Annotated in this window: 20 protein-coding genes; 7 read left to right on the top strand and 13 right to left on the bottom strand. The window is 39.4% G+C overall.

The genetic code is table 11. From position 1 onward, the window contains the following. Position 1: 1 nt before the first annotated feature. Positions 2 to 751, bottom strand: coding sequence for a PIG-L deacetylase family protein (locus ACSQ2E_RS04400; RefSeq protein WP_159362689.1), 750 nt, complete (start codon positions 749 to 751; stop codon positions 2 to 4). Positions 752 to 1,025: 274 nt separating this feature from the next. On the opposite strand from ACSQ2E_RS04400, the gene ACSQ2E_RS04395 reads away from it, so the two are divergent. Continuing rightward, positions 1,026 to 1,904, top strand: a complete 879-nt coding sequence (locus tag ACSQ2E_RS04395; protein WP_435989497.1) for a cupredoxin domain-containing protein — start codon at positions 1,026 to 1,028, stop codon at positions 1,902 to 1,904. 23 nt (positions 1,905 to 1,927) lie between these two features. On the opposite strand, the gene ACSQ2E_RS04390 is transcribed toward ACSQ2E_RS04395, so the two are convergent. Further along, complete coding sequence (locus ACSQ2E_RS04390) at positions 1,928 to 3,319, bottom strand: MATE family efflux transporter (protein ID WP_252189223.1); 1,392 nt, start codon at positions 3,317 to 3,319, stop codon at positions 1,928 to 1,930. A 646-nt stretch (positions 3,320 to 3,965) separates the two neighbouring features. Here ACSQ2E_RS04390 and ACSQ2E_RS04385 point away from each other — a divergent pair. After that, positions 3,966 to 5,087, top strand: coding sequence for a cell wall-binding repeat-containing protein (locus ACSQ2E_RS04385; protein ID WP_435989496.1), 1,122 nt, complete (start codon positions 3,966 to 3,968; stop codon positions 5,085 to 5,087). Positions 5,088 to 5,133: 46 nt separating this feature from the next. Here the strand turns inward: ACSQ2E_RS04385 and ACSQ2E_RS04380 are convergent, their stop codons facing one another. The 10 genes from ACSQ2E_RS04380 to ACSQ2E_RS04335 all read right to left on the bottom strand — a co-directional run bounded on the left by ACSQ2E_RS04380 (position 5,134) and on the right by ACSQ2E_RS04335 (position 15,252). Continuing rightward, positions 5,134 to 6,567 carry an MATE family efflux transporter gene (locus ACSQ2E_RS04380; protein ID WP_159363318.1) on the bottom strand — a complete coding sequence of 478 codons (1,434 nt, stop codon included), beginning with the start codon at positions 6,565 to 6,567 and terminating at the stop codon, positions 5,134 to 5,136. Positions 6,568 to 6,770: 203 nt separating this feature from the next. Next, complete coding sequence (locus ACSQ2E_RS04375) at positions 6,771 to 7,097, bottom strand: four-helix bundle copper-binding protein (RefSeq protein ID WP_159362691.1); 327 nt, start codon at positions 7,095 to 7,097, stop codon at positions 6,771 to 6,773. Positions 7,098 to 7,429: 332 nt separating this feature from the next. Next, positions 7,430 to 10,045 (bottom strand): heavy metal translocating P-type ATPase, encoded by a 2,616-nt coding sequence (locus tag ACSQ2E_RS04370; RefSeq protein ID WP_159362692.1) that lies wholly within the window; start codon positions 10,043 to 10,045, stop codon positions 7,430 to 7,432. Positions 10,046 to 10,057: 12 nt separating this feature from the next. Beyond that, a complete protein-coding gene (locus ACSQ2E_RS04365) occupies positions 10,058 to 10,381 on the bottom strand; it encodes an ArsR/SmtB family transcription factor (RefSeq protein ID WP_159362693.1) in 324 nt (107 codons plus the stop codon). A gap of 388 nt (positions 10,382 to 10,769) precedes the next feature. Continuing rightward, positions 10,770 to 11,081, bottom strand: coding sequence for a hypothetical protein (locus ACSQ2E_RS04360; RefSeq protein ID WP_159362694.1), 312 nt, complete (start codon positions 11,079 to 11,081; stop codon positions 10,770 to 10,772). Between the two features lie 18 nt (positions 11,082 to 11,099). Further along, on the bottom strand, positions 11,100 to 11,510 hold the full coding sequence (locus ACSQ2E_RS04355; protein ID WP_159362695.1) for a FixH family protein: 411 nt from the start codon (positions 11,508 to 11,510) through the stop codon (positions 11,100 to 11,102). Between the two features lie 10 nt (positions 11,511 to 11,520). After that, on the bottom strand, positions 11,521 to 12,105 hold the full coding sequence (locus ACSQ2E_RS04350) for an SCO family protein (RefSeq protein WP_159362696.1): 585 nt from the start codon (positions 12,103 to 12,105) through the stop codon (positions 11,521 to 11,523). Between the two features lie 128 nt (positions 12,106 to 12,233). Next, positions 12,234 to 14,339, bottom strand: a complete 2,106-nt coding sequence (locus ACSQ2E_RS04345; protein ID WP_159362697.1) for a heavy metal translocating P-type ATPase — start codon at positions 14,337 to 14,339, stop codon at positions 12,234 to 12,236. 21 nt (positions 14,340 to 14,360) lie between these two features. Beyond that, a complete protein-coding gene (locus ACSQ2E_RS04340) occupies positions 14,361 to 14,729 on the bottom strand; it encodes an ArsR/SmtB family transcription factor (protein ID WP_159362698.1) in 369 nt (122 codons plus the stop codon). A gap of 97 nt (positions 14,730 to 14,826) precedes the next feature. Then, positions 14,827 to 15,252 carry a hypothetical protein gene (locus ACSQ2E_RS04335; protein ID WP_435989495.1) on the bottom strand — a complete coding sequence of 142 codons (426 nt, stop codon included), beginning with the start codon at positions 15,250 to 15,252 and terminating at the stop codon, positions 14,827 to 14,829. A gap of 355 nt (positions 15,253 to 15,607) precedes the next feature. Here ACSQ2E_RS04335 and ACSQ2E_RS04330 point away from each other — a divergent pair, with 355 nt between their 5' ends. From ACSQ2E_RS04330 to ACSQ2E_RS04315, 4 genes are all read left to right on the top strand, one after another. Continuing rightward, on the top strand, positions 15,608 to 15,847 hold the full coding sequence (locus ACSQ2E_RS04330; protein WP_159362700.1) for a FeoA family protein: 240 nt from the start codon (positions 15,608 to 15,610) through the stop codon (positions 15,845 to 15,847). After that, on the top strand, positions 15,848 to 16,576 hold the full coding sequence (locus ACSQ2E_RS04325; protein ID WP_159362701.1) for a FeoB small GTPase domain-containing protein: 729 nt from the start codon (positions 15,848 to 15,850) through the stop codon (positions 16,574 to 16,576). Then, positions 16,554 to 17,951, top strand: a complete 1,398-nt coding sequence (locus tag ACSQ2E_RS04320; protein ID WP_159362702.1) for a nucleoside recognition domain-containing protein — start codon at positions 16,554 to 16,556, stop codon at positions 17,949 to 17,951. The genes ACSQ2E_RS04325 and ACSQ2E_RS04320 overlap by 23 nt, the downstream gene beginning before the upstream one ends. Before the next feature lie 64 nt (positions 17,952 to 18,015). Beyond that, complete coding sequence (locus ACSQ2E_RS04315; RefSeq protein ID WP_159362703.1) at positions 18,016 to 18,339, top strand: YnfA family protein; 324 nt, start codon at positions 18,016 to 18,018, stop codon at positions 18,337 to 18,339. 42 nt (positions 18,340 to 18,381) lie between these two features. Here ACSQ2E_RS04315 and ACSQ2E_RS04310 read toward each other — a convergent pair whose 3' ends face one another. Next, complete coding sequence (locus ACSQ2E_RS04310) at positions 18,382 to 20,220, bottom strand: LTA synthase family protein (protein WP_159363319.1); 1,839 nt, start codon at positions 20,218 to 20,220, stop codon at positions 18,382 to 18,384. Between the two features lie 187 nt (positions 20,221 to 20,407). Here ACSQ2E_RS04310 and ACSQ2E_RS04305 point away from each other — a divergent pair, with 187 nt between their 5' ends. Further along, positions 20,408 to 21,253: a COX15/CtaA family protein gene (locus ACSQ2E_RS04305; protein WP_159362704.1), complete on the top strand. Its 846-nt coding sequence runs from the start codon at positions 20,408 to 20,410 to the stop codon at positions 21,251 to 21,253. The last annotated feature ends 2 nt before the right edge of the window (positions 21,254 to 21,255 follow it).

Here is a 21,255-nt window from a genome sequence, read left to right as displayed (position 1 = left end):
ATCATTTAATTAATTCCTGCAAATGGAAATTTCCTTCTCTTCTATACGCTTCAGCTAAAGCAAAATGGCCGTGGGTTGCCAATCCATGATAAACATGAACCGCTTTATCCAATGCTTTATGAATGGCCCGTCCTTTTTCATAATTATTAGTTAGTTTAGAAAAACCGGGAGCTATAATTTCTGCAGCTGACGGATCCAGCATTTCATCAAAATGCATTCCACTGAATTCCATTTGACTTTCTAAGACACTCATCGCATTTTCTTTCTTTCCCCAAACAGATGAAATATCTACTACAGTATTAGGGTGATGAGGGGTCATGTAGTAAATGGTTGGTATAGGATGCGGATCTAAACCAGGAAGTTCTTCCAAACCAAAATCTCGACTTGAAAGGGCGATGGATTCGAGCAGTAAAGTCATAGCCGGCCTGCGGTCCGGGTCAAGATCATGGAAGGAATGCTCGGGGTCTTGAGTGATAATAATGTCTGGTTTTACTTCTCTGATGACTTTGATCAATTTGAGCTTTGAATCAATACTTAAATCGACAGTGCCATATTGAAAATCCAAGAAGGAAACATTCACTCCTAATTCTTCACTGGCTTTTCTTACTTGAGGCTGACTGGTCTCACGACAAAGCATAATTGTTGCGTAGGATTCTCCGCCACTAGTTACGTTCTTTGCCAGTGCACCTCCACATTCCACAACTTCCATTCCATAAACTCCAAGAAACAAAATTTTTTGTCCTTTTGCCATTTGTATTCCTCCCTATATAAATTTTTAAAAAATACAATACCCCTCTATAGTATATTGGGCTTGTTTTTAAATATACTATACCTTATTTAATATTTTGTAAATACTGAATTTTAAGAAAATTATATTTTTATAGTTCAAATGTTTTAAAAAATTTTGGAATGGCCTGTCTATTCTTCTCATATCATGAAAGCAAACAAAGGAGGAGATAACGATTCAACCATATCAACTATTTATTTCTATCACTCTTTTTCTCTTAGTCTTGGCTTGTATGATTATGGGGAAAATATTAAAAGAACGGTTACATTCTATGTCATACATGATGATTTCCATGTATACAGGAATGAGTATTGGATTGACGCTAGGAGTAATGTTCGGCGCACTATACCAAGGGGATTTATTCTATTCCACTTTATTGTCTATGGGGATAGGAGGTACTGTCGGACTGCTGATAGGAATCATCCATAGTCCACTATCTTCCATCGAAGGTTTAATGGCAGGATTAATGGGTGGTATGATGGGAGCAATGTTAGGAGAAATGATTTCTCCTAAAGAATCTATTATGATTTTGAAAATTTTGTCGGTGCTTTCATTATGTTCTATATTTCTATTTTTTATTTTTCCGCGAACCAAACCTGAACAGTACTTAATTACGAAGAAATGGCTATTTAAGCCTTTGGTTGTCTTCGTCACCATCTTTGCATTTTTCTTTTCAGGTGAATTACTTTTTAAATCTACTGCTTCGCCACATTCAGAACCAACTAAAGAACAGACGGGGCATCAATCTCACCTTAATCATAACGGTTCAAACCAAACTGAAGATATACACACAATCAACATCATTGCATCTGAAATGCGTTATCAGCCATCCACCATAACTGTTGTAAAAGACACAACTGCCAGAATTGTGTTACAAAATGATGATCAAGTAGAACACGATATTGAAATTAAAGGAATTACAGCTAATGCGCCTAATTCAAATGGTGGGCATGCCCACCACTCATCAATATCCAATGAATCATTTCATCTTCATGCTCAAGCCAACAGTTCAAATCAACTAGAATTTCTTCCTACCGAAAAAGGAGTTTATGAATTTTTCTGTACCGTCCCTGGTCATAAAGAAAACGGTATGACCGGTACACTGATCGTAAATTAGTATACAAAACAAAAGAACCCATTCTAAAGGGTTCTTTGTTTTTGATACGAGATATCTGTTACGATTTCTATGTTATTTAACCATTTTCCATTATGGAATCCTCTGTATAGAAAATATGCCCGAAATGCATTATCCAATCCGATCGCTATCCAAACCCCTAATATCCCCCATCCGAAATACATCCCAAGCAAGTATACCCCCAACGTACGGATGATCCATATTCCAATCATGGTCAAATACAATGGTGATTTGGCATTTTCTGCTCCTTGATATATTCCAGTCATGATGAGAACAATCGCTAAAATGGGCTGAATAAAAGCATCAACCTTTAAAGCTATACCAATATTCTTAATTGCCTCTTCCTCAACTGTGAAAAAAGAACCGATCCACTCTCCGCCAAAAAATAAAAAGACTCCAAATATCGACATACATGCTATTCCTAAGTATACGCAGTACCTCGCTGCCTTTTTTGCAAGATCGTATTCTTGTGCCCCTAAATAATCACTGACCAATGTAGTTGCCGCCGTTGCAAACCCATACCCAATCATATAAGAAAAGACTTCAATATTACCTGCTATCTGATGTGCAGCAAATAATTGAGTTCCCATATAAACAATGATACCAAAGTAAAGTACCTGGCCGATCCGCATGGCTAGCCTTTCTCCCATTGCTGGAGTGGCTAATTGCAGCAGTAATTTCTGAAGAGATGAATCCCATCTAAATAATGTCGATTTGCGAACGAATTTCTTTTTATTAAGGAAAATAATCAGTAACAAAACTCCCGTTAATCTGGATATCACTGTAGCCCATGCAGCTCCTTCCAATCCAAATGCAGGAATGATAAAGAAACCAAAGATTAAAATATAGTCAAGCAAAATATTTAATAAATTTATGATTATACTGACAACCATTGGTGTTTTAGTATCTTTCATCCCTCTTAAAATGCTGTTCATACTGAACATCAAAGAAATCAAAAGTGATGGGATACCAACGATTCTAAAATATATAACTCCCTTTTGTAGTACTTCTCCCCCCAGACCCATCATCCTTAATAATGGCTCAGCAAATACGATGGTAACAAATCCAAATACAAGACCAAGAGCTAAAGCCAAGAGAATTGATTGACCCGCAACATTCTGGGTTTTTTCCTTATTCCCTGAGCCTGAAAATTTTGCGACATAGACATTCACTGATACTCCCAGAGACATAAATACTGCAATATACACTGCAAGTAACGTATTAGCCACTCCTACAGCGGTTACTTCCTCCAAACCGATTTGAGCAACAAAATAAGTATCTACAAACCCAAGTATGGTCTGAAAAAAATTGTCCACGACGGCAGGAATTGCTAAAGCTAAAATAGCAAAGATCATCTGTTTGTTTGTAAAAGCAGGCTCACCACTGATAAAAAACACTCCCTTCTTTCTTTTTACTCTGTACAGTACATAGGTAAGGTATTTATTTAATAATTATCTTTTATTAACTTAATGTCAATAATATTCAGATAATTTTAATTATTTATATAAAAAGTGATTAAGCAAAAGAAAAACGCCTTAAAAGACGTTTTTTCAACTTGTAATAAATTTATTTTCAGAAGAAGTTTTGAACTTTTATTTTTTTGGTTGAAAAGATATGTCCGAAAACAAGCAGGAAATGACTTTTAATTACAAATAGAAGCATAATTTTGACTCAATTATATAGAAGCATAAGCATGCCTAAAAATACAAATATATGGTCTCAACTCACCGATGTTACTTGAACTTTAATATCCCAATAAATTAAACATAAGTCTGCATTCATTGTTAATAATATAGAATTGTTGACTTGTAAAAATATACAAAACTTACCATTTAGCCACCCTTATATAAAGCTCCTTTTTTATACATACTTAATACATTTCAGTAATGTATTGGTACTTTAATGCAATGTTTAGATTAACCATACAAGCGTAATTTTACACCCATAAAATAATCGAATAAAAATAGAATTCTTTTATCTGCAAACAATCTGCAATCCCTTGGGGAATATGCTAATTATATTCAATATTTATAGGAGGATTCGATGAAAACACATAAACAATTAGAACAGTTTGCCAGTAAACCTAATTCTTATAATGATCGCGCAGGGGTTAACCTTAAGACGTATGATACGAAAAATGTCTCGAGACTAAATACAGATAATACGCTGGAGGCTTCAATCTATACTTCCCAAATGATTTGGCCGGCCACACATGATGAAACCAGACCTGGCACGGTTACTCTTTTCCCGAATAAATCGTGGAGTATTGGCTTGGCATCGGTAAATTTTATTCATCACCCAAATAACGGACCTGTTTTTCATTTTGACTCGGAAGGTGTGTCGGAAGAAGTGCTTAATGAAATCGACAGACTACAACCTAAAGGAAATTCTGAAGGGATTCAAATAATGGTTATGGGAGACATTACTGATCATGTGAATGAACAATTGGCTTCTTATAAGGTTAAATCGTTAACAGCAGAGACGGCTGCTCAGTTTGCTTTTAAAGTCGATGAGGAATATGCAAGATTGACAGATGAGTATCCTGAAAATATCCTCGTTGTATCCTCCGAGGATCATGCAAAGCTTTTTTCTCTAGTAGCTGGTTATTGGATTGCTCATATGCCTGAGCCCATTTTATATGTAGAAACGAATGGCGTTCCATTAGAAACAATTAAAGCCCTGAAGAAAAGAAAGAATCCAAATATTTATATTGTAGGACCTGAAAAAATAATTTCTAAACAAGTAGAAGAAGAACTGAGCATGTATGGTAGCGTTACTAGAATTCCAGGAGATAATCCCGTCGATGTCTCAATTGAATTCACAATGTTTAAAGACCAGGATAGTGGTTTTGGATGGGGTATCGACAAGCCAGGGAGGGGGCTTTCCTTCATCTCAACCTCCCAGCCTGAATTGGCCATTACTACAGCTCCATTTTCCCACCTGGGAAAGCATTGTCCGCTAATTTGGCTGGACCAAGGTAAACTGGAGGACTCTGTTTATCATTTCCTTGCAAAGATTAAACCTACTTTTCAAGATAGCCCCCAAGAAGGTCCATATAATCATTCCTATTTAATGGGGAGTATTGAAACCATCTCTTATGAGACCCAGGGGATAATCGATAACAAGCTTGAAATCGTTGCAGAAAGTGACGGGGGACACCACTAAATCATGAAATAAAAAAAGATGGAGCCAAGAATCGCTCCATCTTTTTTTAGTAGTTATTCACACACGCTGACATATTCTCCTTCGATGTTTGAGGGTGGCAATGAGATTCTGGGTCTTCTTCCGGCTCCACTTTCACCACAATCCACTTGTCACGATGAAATTGTAGGGTTAGTACGACGGCTCTAAAGGCAATATCCAAACCAATCGCCATCCAGACACCTAGCAGCCCCCATTCAAGCTGAATGCCCAATACATAAACAAGTAACGTTCGGATAGCCCACATACCGATTCCTGTTAAATACATCGGAAATTTTGTATTATTCGCTCCTTGAAAGGCACCTGTTAAAACAAGGACAACTGCCAAAAATGGCTGAAATACTCCTGAGACTTTCAATGCTGTTCCAATGTTTCCGATCACTACTTTGTCTTCTGTAAATAAACTTCCTGCCCATCCGCCTAAGCTAAATAATATGAGTCCAAAGACAGCCATACTTCCAACTGCTAAAAATACACACAGTTTAGCATATGTTTTCGCTTCATCAAACTTACCGGCTCCAACCTGCTGACCTACCAGAATCGTTGCTGCTGTGGCAAATCCAAACCCGATCATGTAAGAGAACACTTCAATGTTACCAGCAATCTGATGAGCTGCGAAAACATTGGTTCCAAGAGCCACAACAAATCCAAAATAAACAATTTGACCTGCTCTCATAATCAATCGTTCTCCTGCTGCGGGAGTCCCTAGGATAAACAGCTCTTTTAAATGAACAGGATCTACTTTCCAATATTCTTTTTTGAAAGTTAAAGAAGTATTTTTTTGAGTATAGCGAAATAGTATAAAAGTTCCTAGTGCACGTGCTACGACTGTAGCAGTTGCTGCACCGACTATTCCCATTTCAGGTATGACCCAAAAACCAAAGATAAACACGTAATCCAGTGCCGCATTCACAATGTTGATGATAATACTCGTCTTCATCGGGGACTTTGTGTCACCTGCCCCCCTGAGAATAGCACTCAAAACGAACATCAAGGCCATAAATACAGATGGAATGGCAACAATCCTAAAATATGTCACCCCTGCATCCAGTACATTGCTCTCAATCCCCATTAATTTAAGCAACGGTTCTGCAAAAAATATAGTAATAATTCCAGTGATTATACCCACAACAATCGTTACAATAATTGATTGTTGTGCAATGTGCCGTGCTTTTTCTATTTTATTGGCACCTATAAAGTTAGCAATATATACATTAGCCGCGACCCCAAGGGCCATGAATAGAGCGAAATATATAGCGAGTATAGCATTTGTTACCCCTACAGCCGATACTTGTATTAGACCCAATTTTGAAACAAAGTACGTATCAACGAAACCTAAGATAGTCTGAAAAAAGTTCTCCACAACTGCGGGTAGAGCGAGTAGAAGGATCAGCTTTATCTTTTTTCTGTTATTATCTGCTTCTTGAACCTTTTTGCCTTCAATGTTTGTCGTCAGTTTTCACCACTCCTAACATCATTTTCTACCTTAACTATATCTTTCCCTGAAAATATGAATAATTTATGCAAAACAATAAACGCATATGTATTAAGGATAAGCATTCACTTGAATAGTCAAAATATCGTTTCTCATTTTGATTTCTTATCATAAAACAGGAGAGACATTCGAACTGTCTCCCCTGTTTATGTTTAAGCGATTTTTTTACACTCTTCTGCACAATTAAAGCAAGCATCTGCACATTCTTGACAATGATCATGATCATGTTTCTTACATTCTTCTCCACACGTTTCACAAATCTTCGCACACACTTGAGCCAGTTCAGATGCGAATGGTGTCCCTCTTACTAGGGATTGTTCTAAGTATGCACACATATCCGCACATTCTCGATCTAACCGAATGCACTCTTTCATCATGTTGATATCTTCTTCCTTTAAACAAGCATCGTAGCAATGATTACAAGCTTCCATACACTCATGCAGCGCTTTGATAGCAGATTGGTACCTTTCATGTGACATCTTACATTCCTCCTTGGGATTTGAGTTATTTGTTACATAATTACTATATCCAGTTATCATGCCAATAAACGAATAAATAATATTTTTATCGCTCGTAGAAAGTTATTTTTCGTTTGCATGGATAGTGCATATTTTGTGGGTATAAACCGTAATGCTCACCGGAGATACCTGGTCAATTGATATTTGTGTTCAGCAAAAGAATTTGCAATCCAGCATTTAATAACAGAAAGGATGTGAGCTTCTTTGACTTAACAAAGAATCTATCAATCAAAAACAGACCACTTAATTAAAAGTGGTCTGATCTGTTCAGTGAACACGGAAACAGCTCTCAACTATTTTACTTTTAAAAGGCGAAGAGCATTTAATATGACAATGATTGCAGCCCCTGTATCGCTCAGAACTGCCAGCCACAGTGTCAGCCAGCCAGGGAAAATCAATGCCAATGCAACAAATTTCACAATCAATGAGAACCAGATGTTTTGTTTGATGATTGTGAGTGCTTTTCTGCTCAAATTGATCGTGTGAGGCAGTTTTTCAAGATTATCCGCCATTAATACAATGTCGGCCGTTTCCATCGCAGTGTCTGTGCCTGCACCGCCCATTGCGATTCCTAAATCAGCGGTGGCAAGTGCAGGCGCATCGTTAATGCCGTCCCCGACCATCGCTACCTTGTGGCCTTCGCTTTGTAACTTCTTAATGGCATCTACCTTATCTTGAGGTAAAAGCTCAGCAAAATAACGATTGACGCTTGCTTCCTTTGAAATCATTTTGGCGGTGCCTTCATTATCGCCGGTCAGCATCACGACCTGGCCAATTCCAACTTTTTTCAAACCATCCAATGCTTTTACAGTCGTTGTACGGATCGAGTCAGCAACAGAAATGACTCCGAGGATCTCCTGTTTTGTACCGACGATCACGAGCGTCTTCCCTGTGCTTTGTAGCTCTTGAACGATTGTTTCAGCCTCGTCTAAAGGGAGGTTCATTTCTTCAAATAGCCTTGAATTTCCTGCATAGTGTAAGACCCCATCAATGGTAGCCTGAACCCCTTTTCCCACTATGCTTTTAAAGAACTCCCCATCTTTAGATTCAATCCCTTTCTCATTGGCAAACCCTACAATAGTTTGTGCAATCGGATGTGTCGAATACTCTTCTAATGTCAGAGCAATGGATAACAACTCTTCTTCTGTTGCATGAAACGCCTTTACTTCAGAAACCTTTGGCTTCCCTTCGGTTAAGGTACCCGTTTTATCAAACGCAATTGCCGTAATCGCTCCTGCTTTTTCAAGGAATGTACCACCTTTGATTAAAACACCGTTCTTCGCTGCATTGCCAATTGCCGAGACAATCGCGACAGGTGTGGAAATGACCAGGGCACATGGACAGGCAACGACTAACAATTCGAGCCCTTTGTAAAACCAATCTCCCCAAGTACCAAAGCCAAGCAGTGGCGGAAGAACCATGACGACCAACGCGAGCACGAACACAATAGGCGTATACACAGCTGCAAACTTATCGATGAACGCCTGGGTAGGGGCCTTCTGTTCCTGGGCTTCCTCCACCAGGTGAATAATTTTTGCAATGGTTGTATCTTCAGCAAGCTTCGTGACACTTATTTCAAGAGACCCATTCTCGTTTATTGTTCCCGCATAGACCAAGTCTCCGGCTTCTTTATCCACCGGGATGGATTCACCGGTGATTGGGGCTTGATTGATACTTGATTTACCAGTTATAATTTCCCCGTCCAGCGGGATTCTGTCCCCGGGTTTCAAAATTAATACTTCACCAATCTTCACTTCTTCCACTGGCTTCTTCTTTAACTGTGCCCCTGCTTTAATCCACGCTTCAGATGGTGCCAGATTCATCAAGTTCCGGATAGAATGTCTGGTCTTCTCAATTGACATGTTTTGAAGGGAAGTTCCCAAGGCAAACAGCCAAACCACCGTGGCTCCTTCAAGCCACTCCCCAATCAATGCTGCCCCAATTGCAGCTGCTGACATCAATACATTCATGTCCAACGAACGGCTTTTGATCGAATAATAAGCACTTTTAACCGGCTTATAGCCGCTGATGAACATAGCAGTTGCATACAACAGTGTGGTCACCAGATAGGAAACATCTGTTAACGACCCTAAGAAACCAAGAGCAATCAAAATTCCGGAAGTGATGATGACTCCATATCCTTCTTTTCTATTTGAAGTTTCAGTGCTTCCATCCTGCTTTGATTGCAAGGATGCATGAAATCCAATCTTTGAAACTTCAGAAACGATGTCTTCCACACGGTTCTCATGATCCACTTTCATTTTTCCCGTTGAGAAATTGACACTTACATGCCGGACTTCAGGAATCGTATTTAAATGGTTTTCAATGCTCTTGGCGCAGCTTCCACAATCCATCCCCTCAACAGCATATATCTTCAGATTCCTGTTTTGATTTATTGGTTCGATCTTAAATCCGAGTTTTTGTACTTCTGATTCTACCAAATCAAAATTGCTGCCTGCTACTTGAAGCTTTGCAGAATTATAGTTCACCTTCGCTTCGTCAATTCCCTCCACCTTTACGAGAGCTTTTTCAATCGACATTCCACAAGAAGGGCAATCCATCCCATAAATCCGGTAATCAGCTTTTTCAGATGTGGATGAAAAAGCTTCAGTCTCCCCAGTCCTATGATTGCTGGATGAGCAGCAAGACCCGTTTTTCACATCAACATGTTCGGTCGTTCCAGTACTGCTGCAGCATGATTTCTCAGAATCTTTATTTTCTTCGATTTGGTTGAATTCATAGTTGAACGCAACCAATCCCTCTTCCTTTTTACGCGAAGTTTCTTGGCTGTTGCAGCAGCCTTTAGGTTCTTGTTTTTTCTCAACATTACCTTGACTGCTGCAGCAGCTTGCTGTTCCGGTCTCCTTGCTGGTTTCTTTTTCTCTTGAGTTGCAACATGACTCTCCCATTCAATCCACCCTCTACACGATATGATTGCTGCAGCACGCAACATCATTTTCAACTTCATCCAGCACCACGTCAAACATATCAAGCAAATCACGGACATGCTGGTTGCTTACACTATAATACGTATACTTTCCTTCCTGCCTCCCGACAATCAGACCGCAACCCCTTAAGCAGGCAAGATGCTGGGAAATGCTCGACTGGCTCCCATCCAGTTCCCCTACAATCTGAGAAACTGTCTTTTCTTCCGTTTTGATACTCTCTAATATCTGTATCCTGATTTTGTGGGCAAAGCTATGCAGGAATTTCACCTTTGTATTCAAATCAATTTTTGTACTCATATCCTTGTCTCCTATCACATTAGATTTTTCTAATATGTACAACTAACATATTAGCAATTTCTAATATGTGTGTCAAAATTAATTGGAATTTGTGCTACAGGGTGAAATACACAGGTAATTCGGAAACAAAATAAAAGAGCTCATCCATATGGACAAGCTCTTCGATAAGTACTGATGTACCAAGATAGCAGCAGGCGATATAGCGGCCCTACTTATTGTCAGGTGATGCAACAGCCCCTGAATGATCACCTGTTTGTTCCAACTTCTGAAGCTCTTTGGATGACTTTCTCTTAAAAAACAGAACTACTAGACCTGCAGGAATTGATAAAATCAAATAAGCCAAAATGAGGTTAATAATATCCATCTTCTCATTCCTTTCTATTGTGTATCACCATTCAAATTTAGGCTCCCCTGTCACGCGGTGAAATAAAGTCGTCTTCTTTTTAGTGAGTGCTTCTTCCGTACACGAAGAATTTGCTTCATAATCAAGTTCATCAAGTTTCGCAACCGTTGTTTCTTCCAAGAAATTTGTAGCATCAGTCTGATTGAAACAAGGAGGCGCAATATACGTCTTTTTATCATGATCAAGAATCACCCTGGTTGAATCCGGAGGGCTTAAGTTAAATGGCACATAAAAGAATACAGCCATCCCGACAATCAGAATAATACTTGCAATCCGAATATATTTAAACAATCTCAAATCTGTTGCACCTGCTTCCTATTGCACATTCACTTCTACTTTTGGCATGTTGTGAAGATCCCTTGCTGTTACATGGGCAATGATGAAATACTTCCCTTTTTCATCGAACGTATAGTCGATGGCATATATTCCATCCTCTTTAAGCTCAGCTTCTTTCTTTATGTGATCTTCCTCAGATACACCTTCCTTCCAGATTTCAAACAGGACTTCATCTGCATCGGACACCTTTTCTTCACCTTGGGTAACGATGGCGCTTACTTGATTGGTTTTACCGGCCGAAAGTTCACCCGGATCGGTTTTCACTTTAACTTCTAACATTTGAGGCACTTGACCTTCTTTTTTGTCATTTTGCTTTTCGTCGGACCCGCAAGCTTCCAGAATCCCAATTGAAAGCATGATACTAAACAAGAAAATGATTCTTTTTTTCATCTACTCCACCCTATTCATACGATTTTTTCAAAAGCTTGATGTCGGATACGATTTCTTCATAAGGGACATCCTGTACCCCGCTGTAATTCTTGACAACTTTCCCTTCTTTATTCACCAAATAGAAGCTGGTGCCGTGGATGACTTGGTCTGAGGAAGGGTCATCCCTTACCAATGCCTTAAACGACTCTTCGGCAAGCGAGCTAATTTCTTTTTGATCATATCCAGTGAGAAGATCCCATTTCTTTGTATCCGCTTCGTAGCTGCTTATGTATTCTTTTAATTTTTCCGGAGTATCAACTTCCGGATCAACGCTGAATGAAACAAACCGGACATCGTTGATTCCTTCCTCTTTTAATTGTTTTTGAATTTTCGTTAGGTTATACGTCATTGGAGGGCAGACAGTTTCACAACTGGTAAAGATGAAATCCGCAATCCAAATTTCGCCTTTCAGATCTTTTAACCCTACCTCTTCATTATTTTGGTTCGTATAGCTGAAATCCCTTACCTTCCAATCTGTTTCCGCTTCAAATTCTGCACACCCGGAAAGAACAAGCATTGCAGAGACGAGAATACTAATCCAATAATATTTCTTCATTATTCGTCCTCCTGTGTATTAATTATCATAAATGTATCACGAGCATCGGGCTGGACAATGTATGAAAAATGATCATAATGTGACAATCATAATTAAAAGGAGCAGATACCATCCTGCTCCTTTTATTATTATATAGCTTTTTGTTTTTCCCCCAGCATAACCGTAAGACTTATCAATGTGACCAAAATAGTTGCGCCCATATCAGATAAGATGGCAATCCATAGTGTCAATAACCCTGGAATGGTCAAGAGCAATGCAATCAGTTTTAATCCCAATGCCAATGAGATGTTGATCTTAATAATTTTATTGACCCGTTTAGCAATCTTTATGGCTGATGGGAGTTTCCCAAGATGATCCTGCATCAGTACGATATCGGCTGTTTCTATTGCACTGTCCGTTCCTTTGCCCATTGCAATGCCCAAATCCGCTGTCGCCAATGCCGGAGCATCGTTAATACCGTCCCCCACCATGGCAACCTTTCCTTGGCTTGTGAGTTCTTTTACTTTAGAGACTTTTTCATCCGGGAGGAGACGAGCAAAATAGTCTGTCAGTCCCACTTGTTTTGCCACTTTTTCTGCTGTCTTGTCATGGTCGCCTGTCAACATGACCGCATTTTTAATACCAGCTAAATAAAGGTCTCCTATAATTCCCTTACTTTCTTCCCTGATTTCATCCGTGATCCCAAATAGTCCAAGAACTTCTGTATCACTTGACACAATCACAAGCGTATATCCCATGTCTTTTAGCGTTTGAATACTTCTCTTCACTTCAGACGGAACGGAAAAATCGAGGCTTTTCTCATTTCCTACTTTGTAGGTTTTCCCATCGATTACTGCGGATACTCCTTGACCCGAGATCGTATTGATTTCTTCCGGTTCTGAATATGTTTGGCTTTCAGCGTCTTCGCTTATCTTTTTCATGACTGCTTTTGCGATTGGGTGTGAAGAGGATTTCTCTATTGACCCAGCTATTCGGAAAAAGTTTTCTTTCTCGTACACCACCGTTTCCTCTACATAAGGATGCCCTTTGGTCAGAGTGCCGGTTTTATCAAATGCAATCGTATCAATCTTCCCTAGCTGCTCAAGGAAAACGCCGCCTTTGACAAGGATTCCGTTCTTCGCGTTACGGGCAATACCGGAGACGATGGCAATTGGAGAAGAAAGAATCAATGCACATGGACATCCGACAATGAGAACAGCCAGCCCTTGATAAAACCATGAACCCCAATCCCCATCTAAAAGAAGAGGCGGTACCAGCATCACTAAAGCGGAAACTGCCATAATGAGTGGTGTGTAATAACGGGCAAACTTGTTTATGAATTGTTCTGTCGGTGTTTTTGTTTCCTGAGCTTCTTCCACCAGGTGCAGGATTTTTGCTAGTGAAGAATCTTTGTATTCTTTTGAAATCCTTACCTTTAATACGCCTTCATTATTGATACTTCCACCAAACACCTTTTCGCCGGGCCCCTTTTCAACCGGCATGGCTTCTCCTGTGATGGCTGCTTCATTGACAGAGCTTTTACCTGATTGAACCACTCCATCGGAAGGAATCTTTTGTCCGGATTTGACCAGGACAATGTCTTCAATCATAAGCGAGCTTATGGGAACCACTCTTTCTTCTCCGCCTTCAAGGAGAATCGCTTCTTTAGGTGCAACCTTCAGCAGTTCTTCCATCGACTTCCTGGCCTTTTCCATCCCCATTCCTTCAAGCAGTTCATTGAGCCCGAACAGAATGGCAACCAATGTTCCTTCTTTCCATTCCCCAATCGAAAAAGCACCGATGAGCGCGATTGTCATGAGAGTATCAATATTGAATTTGAACTTAAGTAAGTTTTTTGCTCCTTTGATGAATGTCGGATAACCACTTGTTGCAGCTGCTGTTAAGTACATGAGAACGGGTACTATATTGTCCAATTGTGTATCGACATATATGGCAGATAGAAAAATGATTGTAGAGATTCCCAGCAAGATCTTCATGGTACTGCTGTTAGTGTGAGAATGATCATGATCGTGGTCATGAGAATCATTGTCACCTTCTTGATCTTTCAAGATGGCAGCTCCATCCGAAGAAAGGATTTTTTCAACCCTTTTAAGATCGACACCTTCAGTCAGAACCATCTTACTGCTGTTATAAAGTATTCTGGAGCCTTCCCCATTCTCGAGCTTATTGATTTCCTCTTCCATTTCCCTCGCGCAATTTCCGCATGAGAGTCCTTGCAGTTTATATTCGTTCATATAGTATCCCCCATTAAAACATTAGTGATGTCTGGCGTGGTGCATGGTTTGTTGAAGCATATTCATCACATGATCGTCATCAGCAGAGTAATATAGAGTCGTTCCTTCCCTTCTATATTTAACCAAGCGTAAATTCTTCAGAAAACGCAGTTGGTGTGAAACAGTTGTTTGCAATAATGAAAGTTTTTCCGCAATCTGATTAACTGAATGCTCTTCCTGTGCAAGCAGATGAAGAATCTTTACACGCGTAGGCTCAGATAAAGCTTTAAATGTCTGGGTGACAATAAAGAGCGTTTCCTCATCAATGTCTTCGCAATCACTCGTTTCTACCTGATCAACCTTTGTTTTGTTCAATTCAATTAATTTCTCGTCTTTTTCATTTTTCCCCATACTGACACTCCTATCCTATTCCAATATATGATTATGTGTTCATGTATTATAATTTATATGATAAAAAAAAGATCTGCTTTTGTCAAACAGATTTTCATCACGTTTCAAATAAATGCATCAACGCATAGAGTAGCGATCCTAGTGCAACACCAACAACCCAGTTTGCTATATGTTCATTCACTTGATAATTAGTACCAGCCAACACAGAAAAGTAAAAGACCAGAGTAATAACGATTACAGAAGCACCCCCGGAATCAAAACGCACCTCATTTCCTTGTTTGAACAATAGACCCGCTATTCCTACCCCTTCACCTAGGTGGTGGATGAACATCCCCTTCAATTGCTTCATCGCCAATATTCCATCGATGGCTGACGTGACCCCAATACTGAAACCAGTCGGAATGCTATGCAGAATAAAGCCTGAGATCATTGCAATGAATGGCAGCCTCCTGCTCGTGCTTATTTGCCGATCAGTAAGCCGAGTCAATGCATAAAAGAAGACAACAGCACTTGTACTCCCCAACAAGACACCAGTGTAATCGTACTTCCCAATAATATGCGGAATGAACTCCAATATTATAAATAAAACCAAGCCTATCCCAATCAAGTTCGTGAGGATTTTTTTATAATTGCCAATCAGATTATATGTAAAAATACCGATTACAACCCCTATGATTAAAGGAATCCCTACGTATAAACCTGTATAAATGTGAATATCAGCACCCCCTTTCCACTAGTTAACTTTATTCAGTAAAAAGTACAAACATTCGTCAATAAAGCTATTGACAAAATCAAATTTCGGTCATACGATAAAGAAAAAGTTGCACTAAGGAAAAAAAATAAACTTAATAAAAAATATGTGAAGGGTGGTAAAACAAATGCCTTTGTCCACAAATAGACTATATGACCTTGAAGAAGGCAAAAGTATGAGAATTACAGAATTGCATCTTACTGGGGTAATGAGAAGACGATTATTAGATTTGGGTTTTGTACCCGGGGGCATTATCACGTCCGTTAAGAAAAGTCCTTTAGGCGATCCCACCGCATTTCGAGTAAGTAATACAATGATTGCTTTAAGAAAAGAAGAAAGTACAAAAATTATCGGGGAGTTGGTTTAATTGGATAACCAAAGGACATATCGTATTGCACTGGCAGGTAATCCGAATACCGGGAAATCAACTTTGTTCAACCTGTTGACTGGTTTACGCCAGCACACAGGAAACTGGCCGGGTAAGACTGTATCCCAGTCAAAGGGTTACTTCGATCATCTGCAGACCTCATATGAAATCATTGATCTGCCTGGGACGTATTCACTGTTTTCAAATTCACTTGATGAAGAAATCGCCCGGAATTATATTGCTTTTGAAAAACCGGATATCACGATTGTTGTATTAGACTCCACCTCCTTAGAGAGAAATCTCAATATTGCTTTACAGGTGATGGAGATTACGAACAAAGTAGTGGTTTGCTTGAATTTAATTGATGAGGCTGAAAAAAAGGGAATTCATATCGATGAACAAAAACTACGTAACACACTTGGAGTACCTGTATTGAAAATATCAGCACGAAATAAAATCGGAATAGAAAACATGCTGAACACAATTAGTGATACCGTAAAGAACAACCGTACGTTTGCTCTCATTAATATCAAGTACTCAGAGGAAATAGAAAGTAAAATTTCAACGTTACAGCCTGACATCGAAGCTGTATATAATGATTTTCTACCATCAAGGTGGATTGCACTGCGACTGTTGGAAGGTGATGAAAGTGTTATTGAAGAATTAAATCAGCGAGTATTAAAGAACAGAAAAGGAGGGAAAGAGTATGAATTTGCATCAGGAGAGTAGTGGTGAAATCACTTTACTTAAACAAAAAGCCTTTAATCTTTCCTCTGAATCAATACGTGATGAAATTGTATCAAGTGCATTCCGGCATACACAGGCCATTTGTCAAGACATGACAAAAGTGAAGGATCAAAGCAAATTGTTACACACAGAAAAACTTGATAAAATCCTTACTTCAAGATTATTTGGGTTTCCAATTATGCTTGCTATGCTGGGAATCGTCATTTATTTAACAATTGCCGGCGCTAATGTTCCCTCTTCCATGCTTGCCAGCTTTTTTGGATGGCTTGAAGGATACCTGTCATTGGGATTCCAGACCATCAACGCTCCTGATTGGCTTCACGGGGTACTAGTATTGGGGCTTTACAGAGGAACATCCTGGGTGATCAGTGTTATGCTGCCGCCCATGGCCATCTTCTTTCCAATGTTTGCCCTTTTAGAAAATTACGGATATCTGCCCAGAGTAGCCTTTAATATGGATCGTTTGTTTAAAAAAACCGGTGCACACGGTAAACAATCCCTCACAATGGCAATGGGATTCGGATGCAATGCAGCTGCCATCATGTCTACGAGGATCATTGAATCGCCTCGTGAAAGAATGCTTGCGATCCTTACCAATAATTTCGTTCCTTGTAACGGTCGATGGCCAACACTAATATTGCTTGCATCCATATTTATGGCTGCCGGATTCACTGGTGCTGCTGGAACTCTTGTAACTGCAGGAGTTGTGGTCGGGATGGTCGTATTTGGTATTATTGTTACACTTGCAGTCTCATGGGTTCTTTCAAAAACTGCACTCAAGGGAGTTCCAACCCATTATACATTGGAACTGCCTCCATACCGCAAACCACAATTTATGAACACCATCATAAGAGCGACAATTGATAAATCAGCCTTTGTATTAAAAAGGGCCATTGTCATTGCCGCCCCAGCTGGTGTACTTACTTGGATTCTGGCTAATATCATGGTCGGAGATACGAGTATCTTAATGCATATCGTCCAGTTTCTGGATCCGTTCGCACAACAGCTTGGCTTGGATGGATTTATCTTAATGGCATTCATTCTGGGTCTCCCTGCAAATGAGATCGTTCTCCCAATCCTATTAATGGGATACTTATCGACCGGAGCAATGATCGAGGTGGAGGATCTGGATTCATTAAAGAAAATTTTCATTGATCAAGGGTGGACCTGGATCACAGCTTTAAATATGATGTTATTTTCACTACTCCACTACCCTTGCGGAACGACCCTGATTAATATCTATAAAGAAACAAAAAGTAAAAAGTGGACATTCTTGTCCTTTGCAATCCCTACAGGTTTGGCTATAGCAGTCACGTTCGCAATTGCTCAATTAGCAAGGATCTTCGGGTGGGTGTAATATATCATCACCAGGTCTGTGATATGATCAGATCTGGCTTTTATGAAAGGGAGGTCGTTTCTATTTGTTAACTGCCATCATATTATTTATCGTTGCCGGGCTGGCTGAAATCGGAGGAGGGTATCTCGTCTGGTTATGGCTGAGGGAGAACGCTTCTCCGTGGTATGGAGTATGGGGAAGCCTTATCCTGGTTCTTTATGGGATCATCCCTACTCTGCAGAACTTCCCCACGTTTGGAAGGGTATATGCTGCATATGGCGGAGTATTTGTCGTTCTCGCAATCCTGTGGGGATGGTGGGTTGATAAGAACACCCCGGACATGTATGACTTTATCGGTGCAGCTATTTGCCTCTTAGGAGTTTCAGTGATTCTTTGGGCACCAAGATAAGAAGCTGAAGTTACCTCTAGTAACTTCAGCTTCTTCTTTAGGTTATTCACCTTGTTTCTTCTCTTCTAAAAACCGTAACAGGTCCCCATAAACTACCTGATCCGAATATTTGAGTTGGTCTTCTGCCTGTTTGATATAGGGCTCACATGCATTTTGTTCCGTCAGCTTTTCTGTACTCTTGTCATAACACTTCTGATCGGTATACACGTACTTATCTGTAATGAAGCTGCCGTCTCGGAGTACGACAAACTGATCAGGATCCTTCGTAAATAAATCCGATCCGAACTGGATGTCTTCATCTGGCTTTATCCCCAACATGTTTAATATGGTCGGTTTCACATCGATTTGTCCGCTTACATTTGATATGGTGCGTCCATTTGTTTCACCTGGAATATGAACAATCATCGGGACCCGTTGAAGCTGGGTATTTACGAATGGGGTGATTTCTTTACCTAAATACTGCCCCATTGCTTCATTATGATTTTGAGAGATTCCATAATGGTCCCCCATGATGATGAAGACTGAGTTCTCGTATAAACCTTCCTCTTTCAACCTTTCAAAAAATTGCTTTAATGCTTCGTCTTCATACCTGACTGTAGTGAAGTAACGATTCACCGTTCCGTCATTTGAAGTCCATTCCGGGATCGACTCATCCTCTTGTTCAAGAGAAAAAGGGAAATGGTTCGTCAACGTGATGAATTTTGAATAAAAAGGCTGTGAAAGCTCTTTTAAATATGGAATCGACTGTTCATAAAATGATTGATCCTTCAAACCCCAGCCTATCGAGTTTTCATTATTCACCTCATAATACGATTCGGAGTAGTAGTTTTCATACCCCAGGTTTTTATACATAACATCCCTGTTCCAAAAGCTTTTGTTGTTGGCATGGAACACCGATGTTGTATATCCCTTTTCTTTTAACAAAGATGGAAGCCCATTATACTCGTTTTGAGCATGTGTGAAAAACGCTGCTCCTCTTGGCAGTCCATACAATGAATTTTCAAACAAGAACTCAGAATCGGACGTTTTCCCTTGTCCTGTTTGATGATAGAAATTATTAAAATAATACGTATCTTCTTGTCTGATTAGTTGGTTCAGAAAAGGTGTGATCACTTTTCCATCCACTTTATTATTTATTACAAAGTTCTGAGTAGATTCAAGTGAAATAACAAACACATTCTTTCCTTTTGCAACCCCCGTCATTTCTTCATTTACCGGCCTCTTTATTGATTCTGTGTAGTTCAAAACTTCAGCCAGCTCTGAATTATCAGCAAGTGCCCGATTCATATTCGTCTTAGCCTGCAGAAATCCATCATACAGATGGTAATTGAACACTCCTAAGTTTTTCACCAGCATCTGACGGTCAAAGGACCTGGTCAATAGCTGGGGGCGTTCTATATTCGCAAGTCCGATATTCAGTAATAGAATAATGGCAGAAGCGAATGCAAATTTGTAATGTTTTCTCTTGTTTTCAACTATCTTCACATATTTAAACAGATAAGAGATAAGTACAAAATCAGCAATCAAAAAGATATCCAACGGATTCATTAAACTGATTATACTCTCTCCCAAATCCGACGCGTTATCTGTTTGAAAGAGTACCGGCAATGTAATGAAGTCATTGAAAAACCGATAATACACCACGTTAAAATAGAGAATGAACGTTCCAAGGATATTGGTGACCAAAAGCTTCCATTTCAGTGTCTCTTTCTTACCGATCGCCACCAGGGAAAGTATGAGCATGATAGACCCTGCATTCGCAAGAAACAGAATCAGTTCCTGCATGACATTCTCAATCTCCAGGTTAAAGACGAACCGGCTGACTACATATGATTTTGCAATTAAAAAGATGAGAGTCAACATAAAGAAGTTGTCTCTCATTTGTTTCTTTAAAAAGTCCAATTGTTATCAACTCCATAAATCTATTATTGTTTATTTTGCATTACATGAATGGTGAACGTTATGTGAAAACCGTTTTAAACGTTTGTGCTGAAACGCTCGAACCTGTTAATATATGAACATATATAAATATAATATTTATTTTAACATGAAAGGACTACTATGAAAAATGAAATATAATTTCTCCTTATTTACAATCAATGTAACGATTGCTGCATTAATTCTTGGAAACTTAGTGGTTGCCACAAATTCAGGCGATGCCTGCGGTACTGATTGGCCATTTTGTAACGGGAAAATCATTCCTGATATAACAGATTATCACATAGTGATCGAATATTCACACCGTTTGTTTACCACACTTCTCGGGCTGGTCATTCTTATAAACGCAATCTTGGCATGGAAGAAATCATCCGATAAAGCAGTAAAAGTCATTTCGGTTCTTTCAATGATTCTCTTATTTATCCAAGCTATGATTGGCGGGATGAATGTATTACTGGGAACACCAACCGGCTTCACCACACTTGATGTGATGTTTAGTCTATTTCTATTAATCTCTCTCATTTTCCTTCATGCAGGGTTAAATAAAAGACCTGAAAACAGGGTTTTGGAAGAAATAAGAATACCTTTGTTTGTTGGATTTACAGCTCTTATGACAGAGGTGCTAGTAGGTGCTCTCTTTAAACATTTTGAACTAAGTCAACTACTATTCGAAATAAACACCGCAGAAATCAAACTGACAACCTTCGTATATTTGATGCATGGTGTTTTAGGAATGGTCACACTATTCTCTACAGGGTATGCACTATTCCTTTCGTTCAGGTATAAAGTGATGAAGAAACAAGCCTTGCTATTGATTTTGCTGGCTGGATTTACAACCTTTGGAGGATTTATTGCCAAAACGGAGGAACTCAGCCCAATCTCTTCATCTCTACACATGATTTTTTCCATTCTTACCGTAGCATTGCTTAGTCATATGACAGCAATCTGCTATTTTAATACTAAGAAGAAAAACTAGGC

This window comes from Rossellomorea sp. LjRoot5, assembly GCF_964253455.1.
In the GTDB taxonomy this organism is placed as follows: domain Bacteria; phylum Bacillota; class Bacilli; order Bacillales; family Bacillaceae_B; genus Rossellomorea.
Note: the sequence above shows the minus strand (reverse complement) of the source record. Positions and strands in the feature narration are given on the sequence as shown.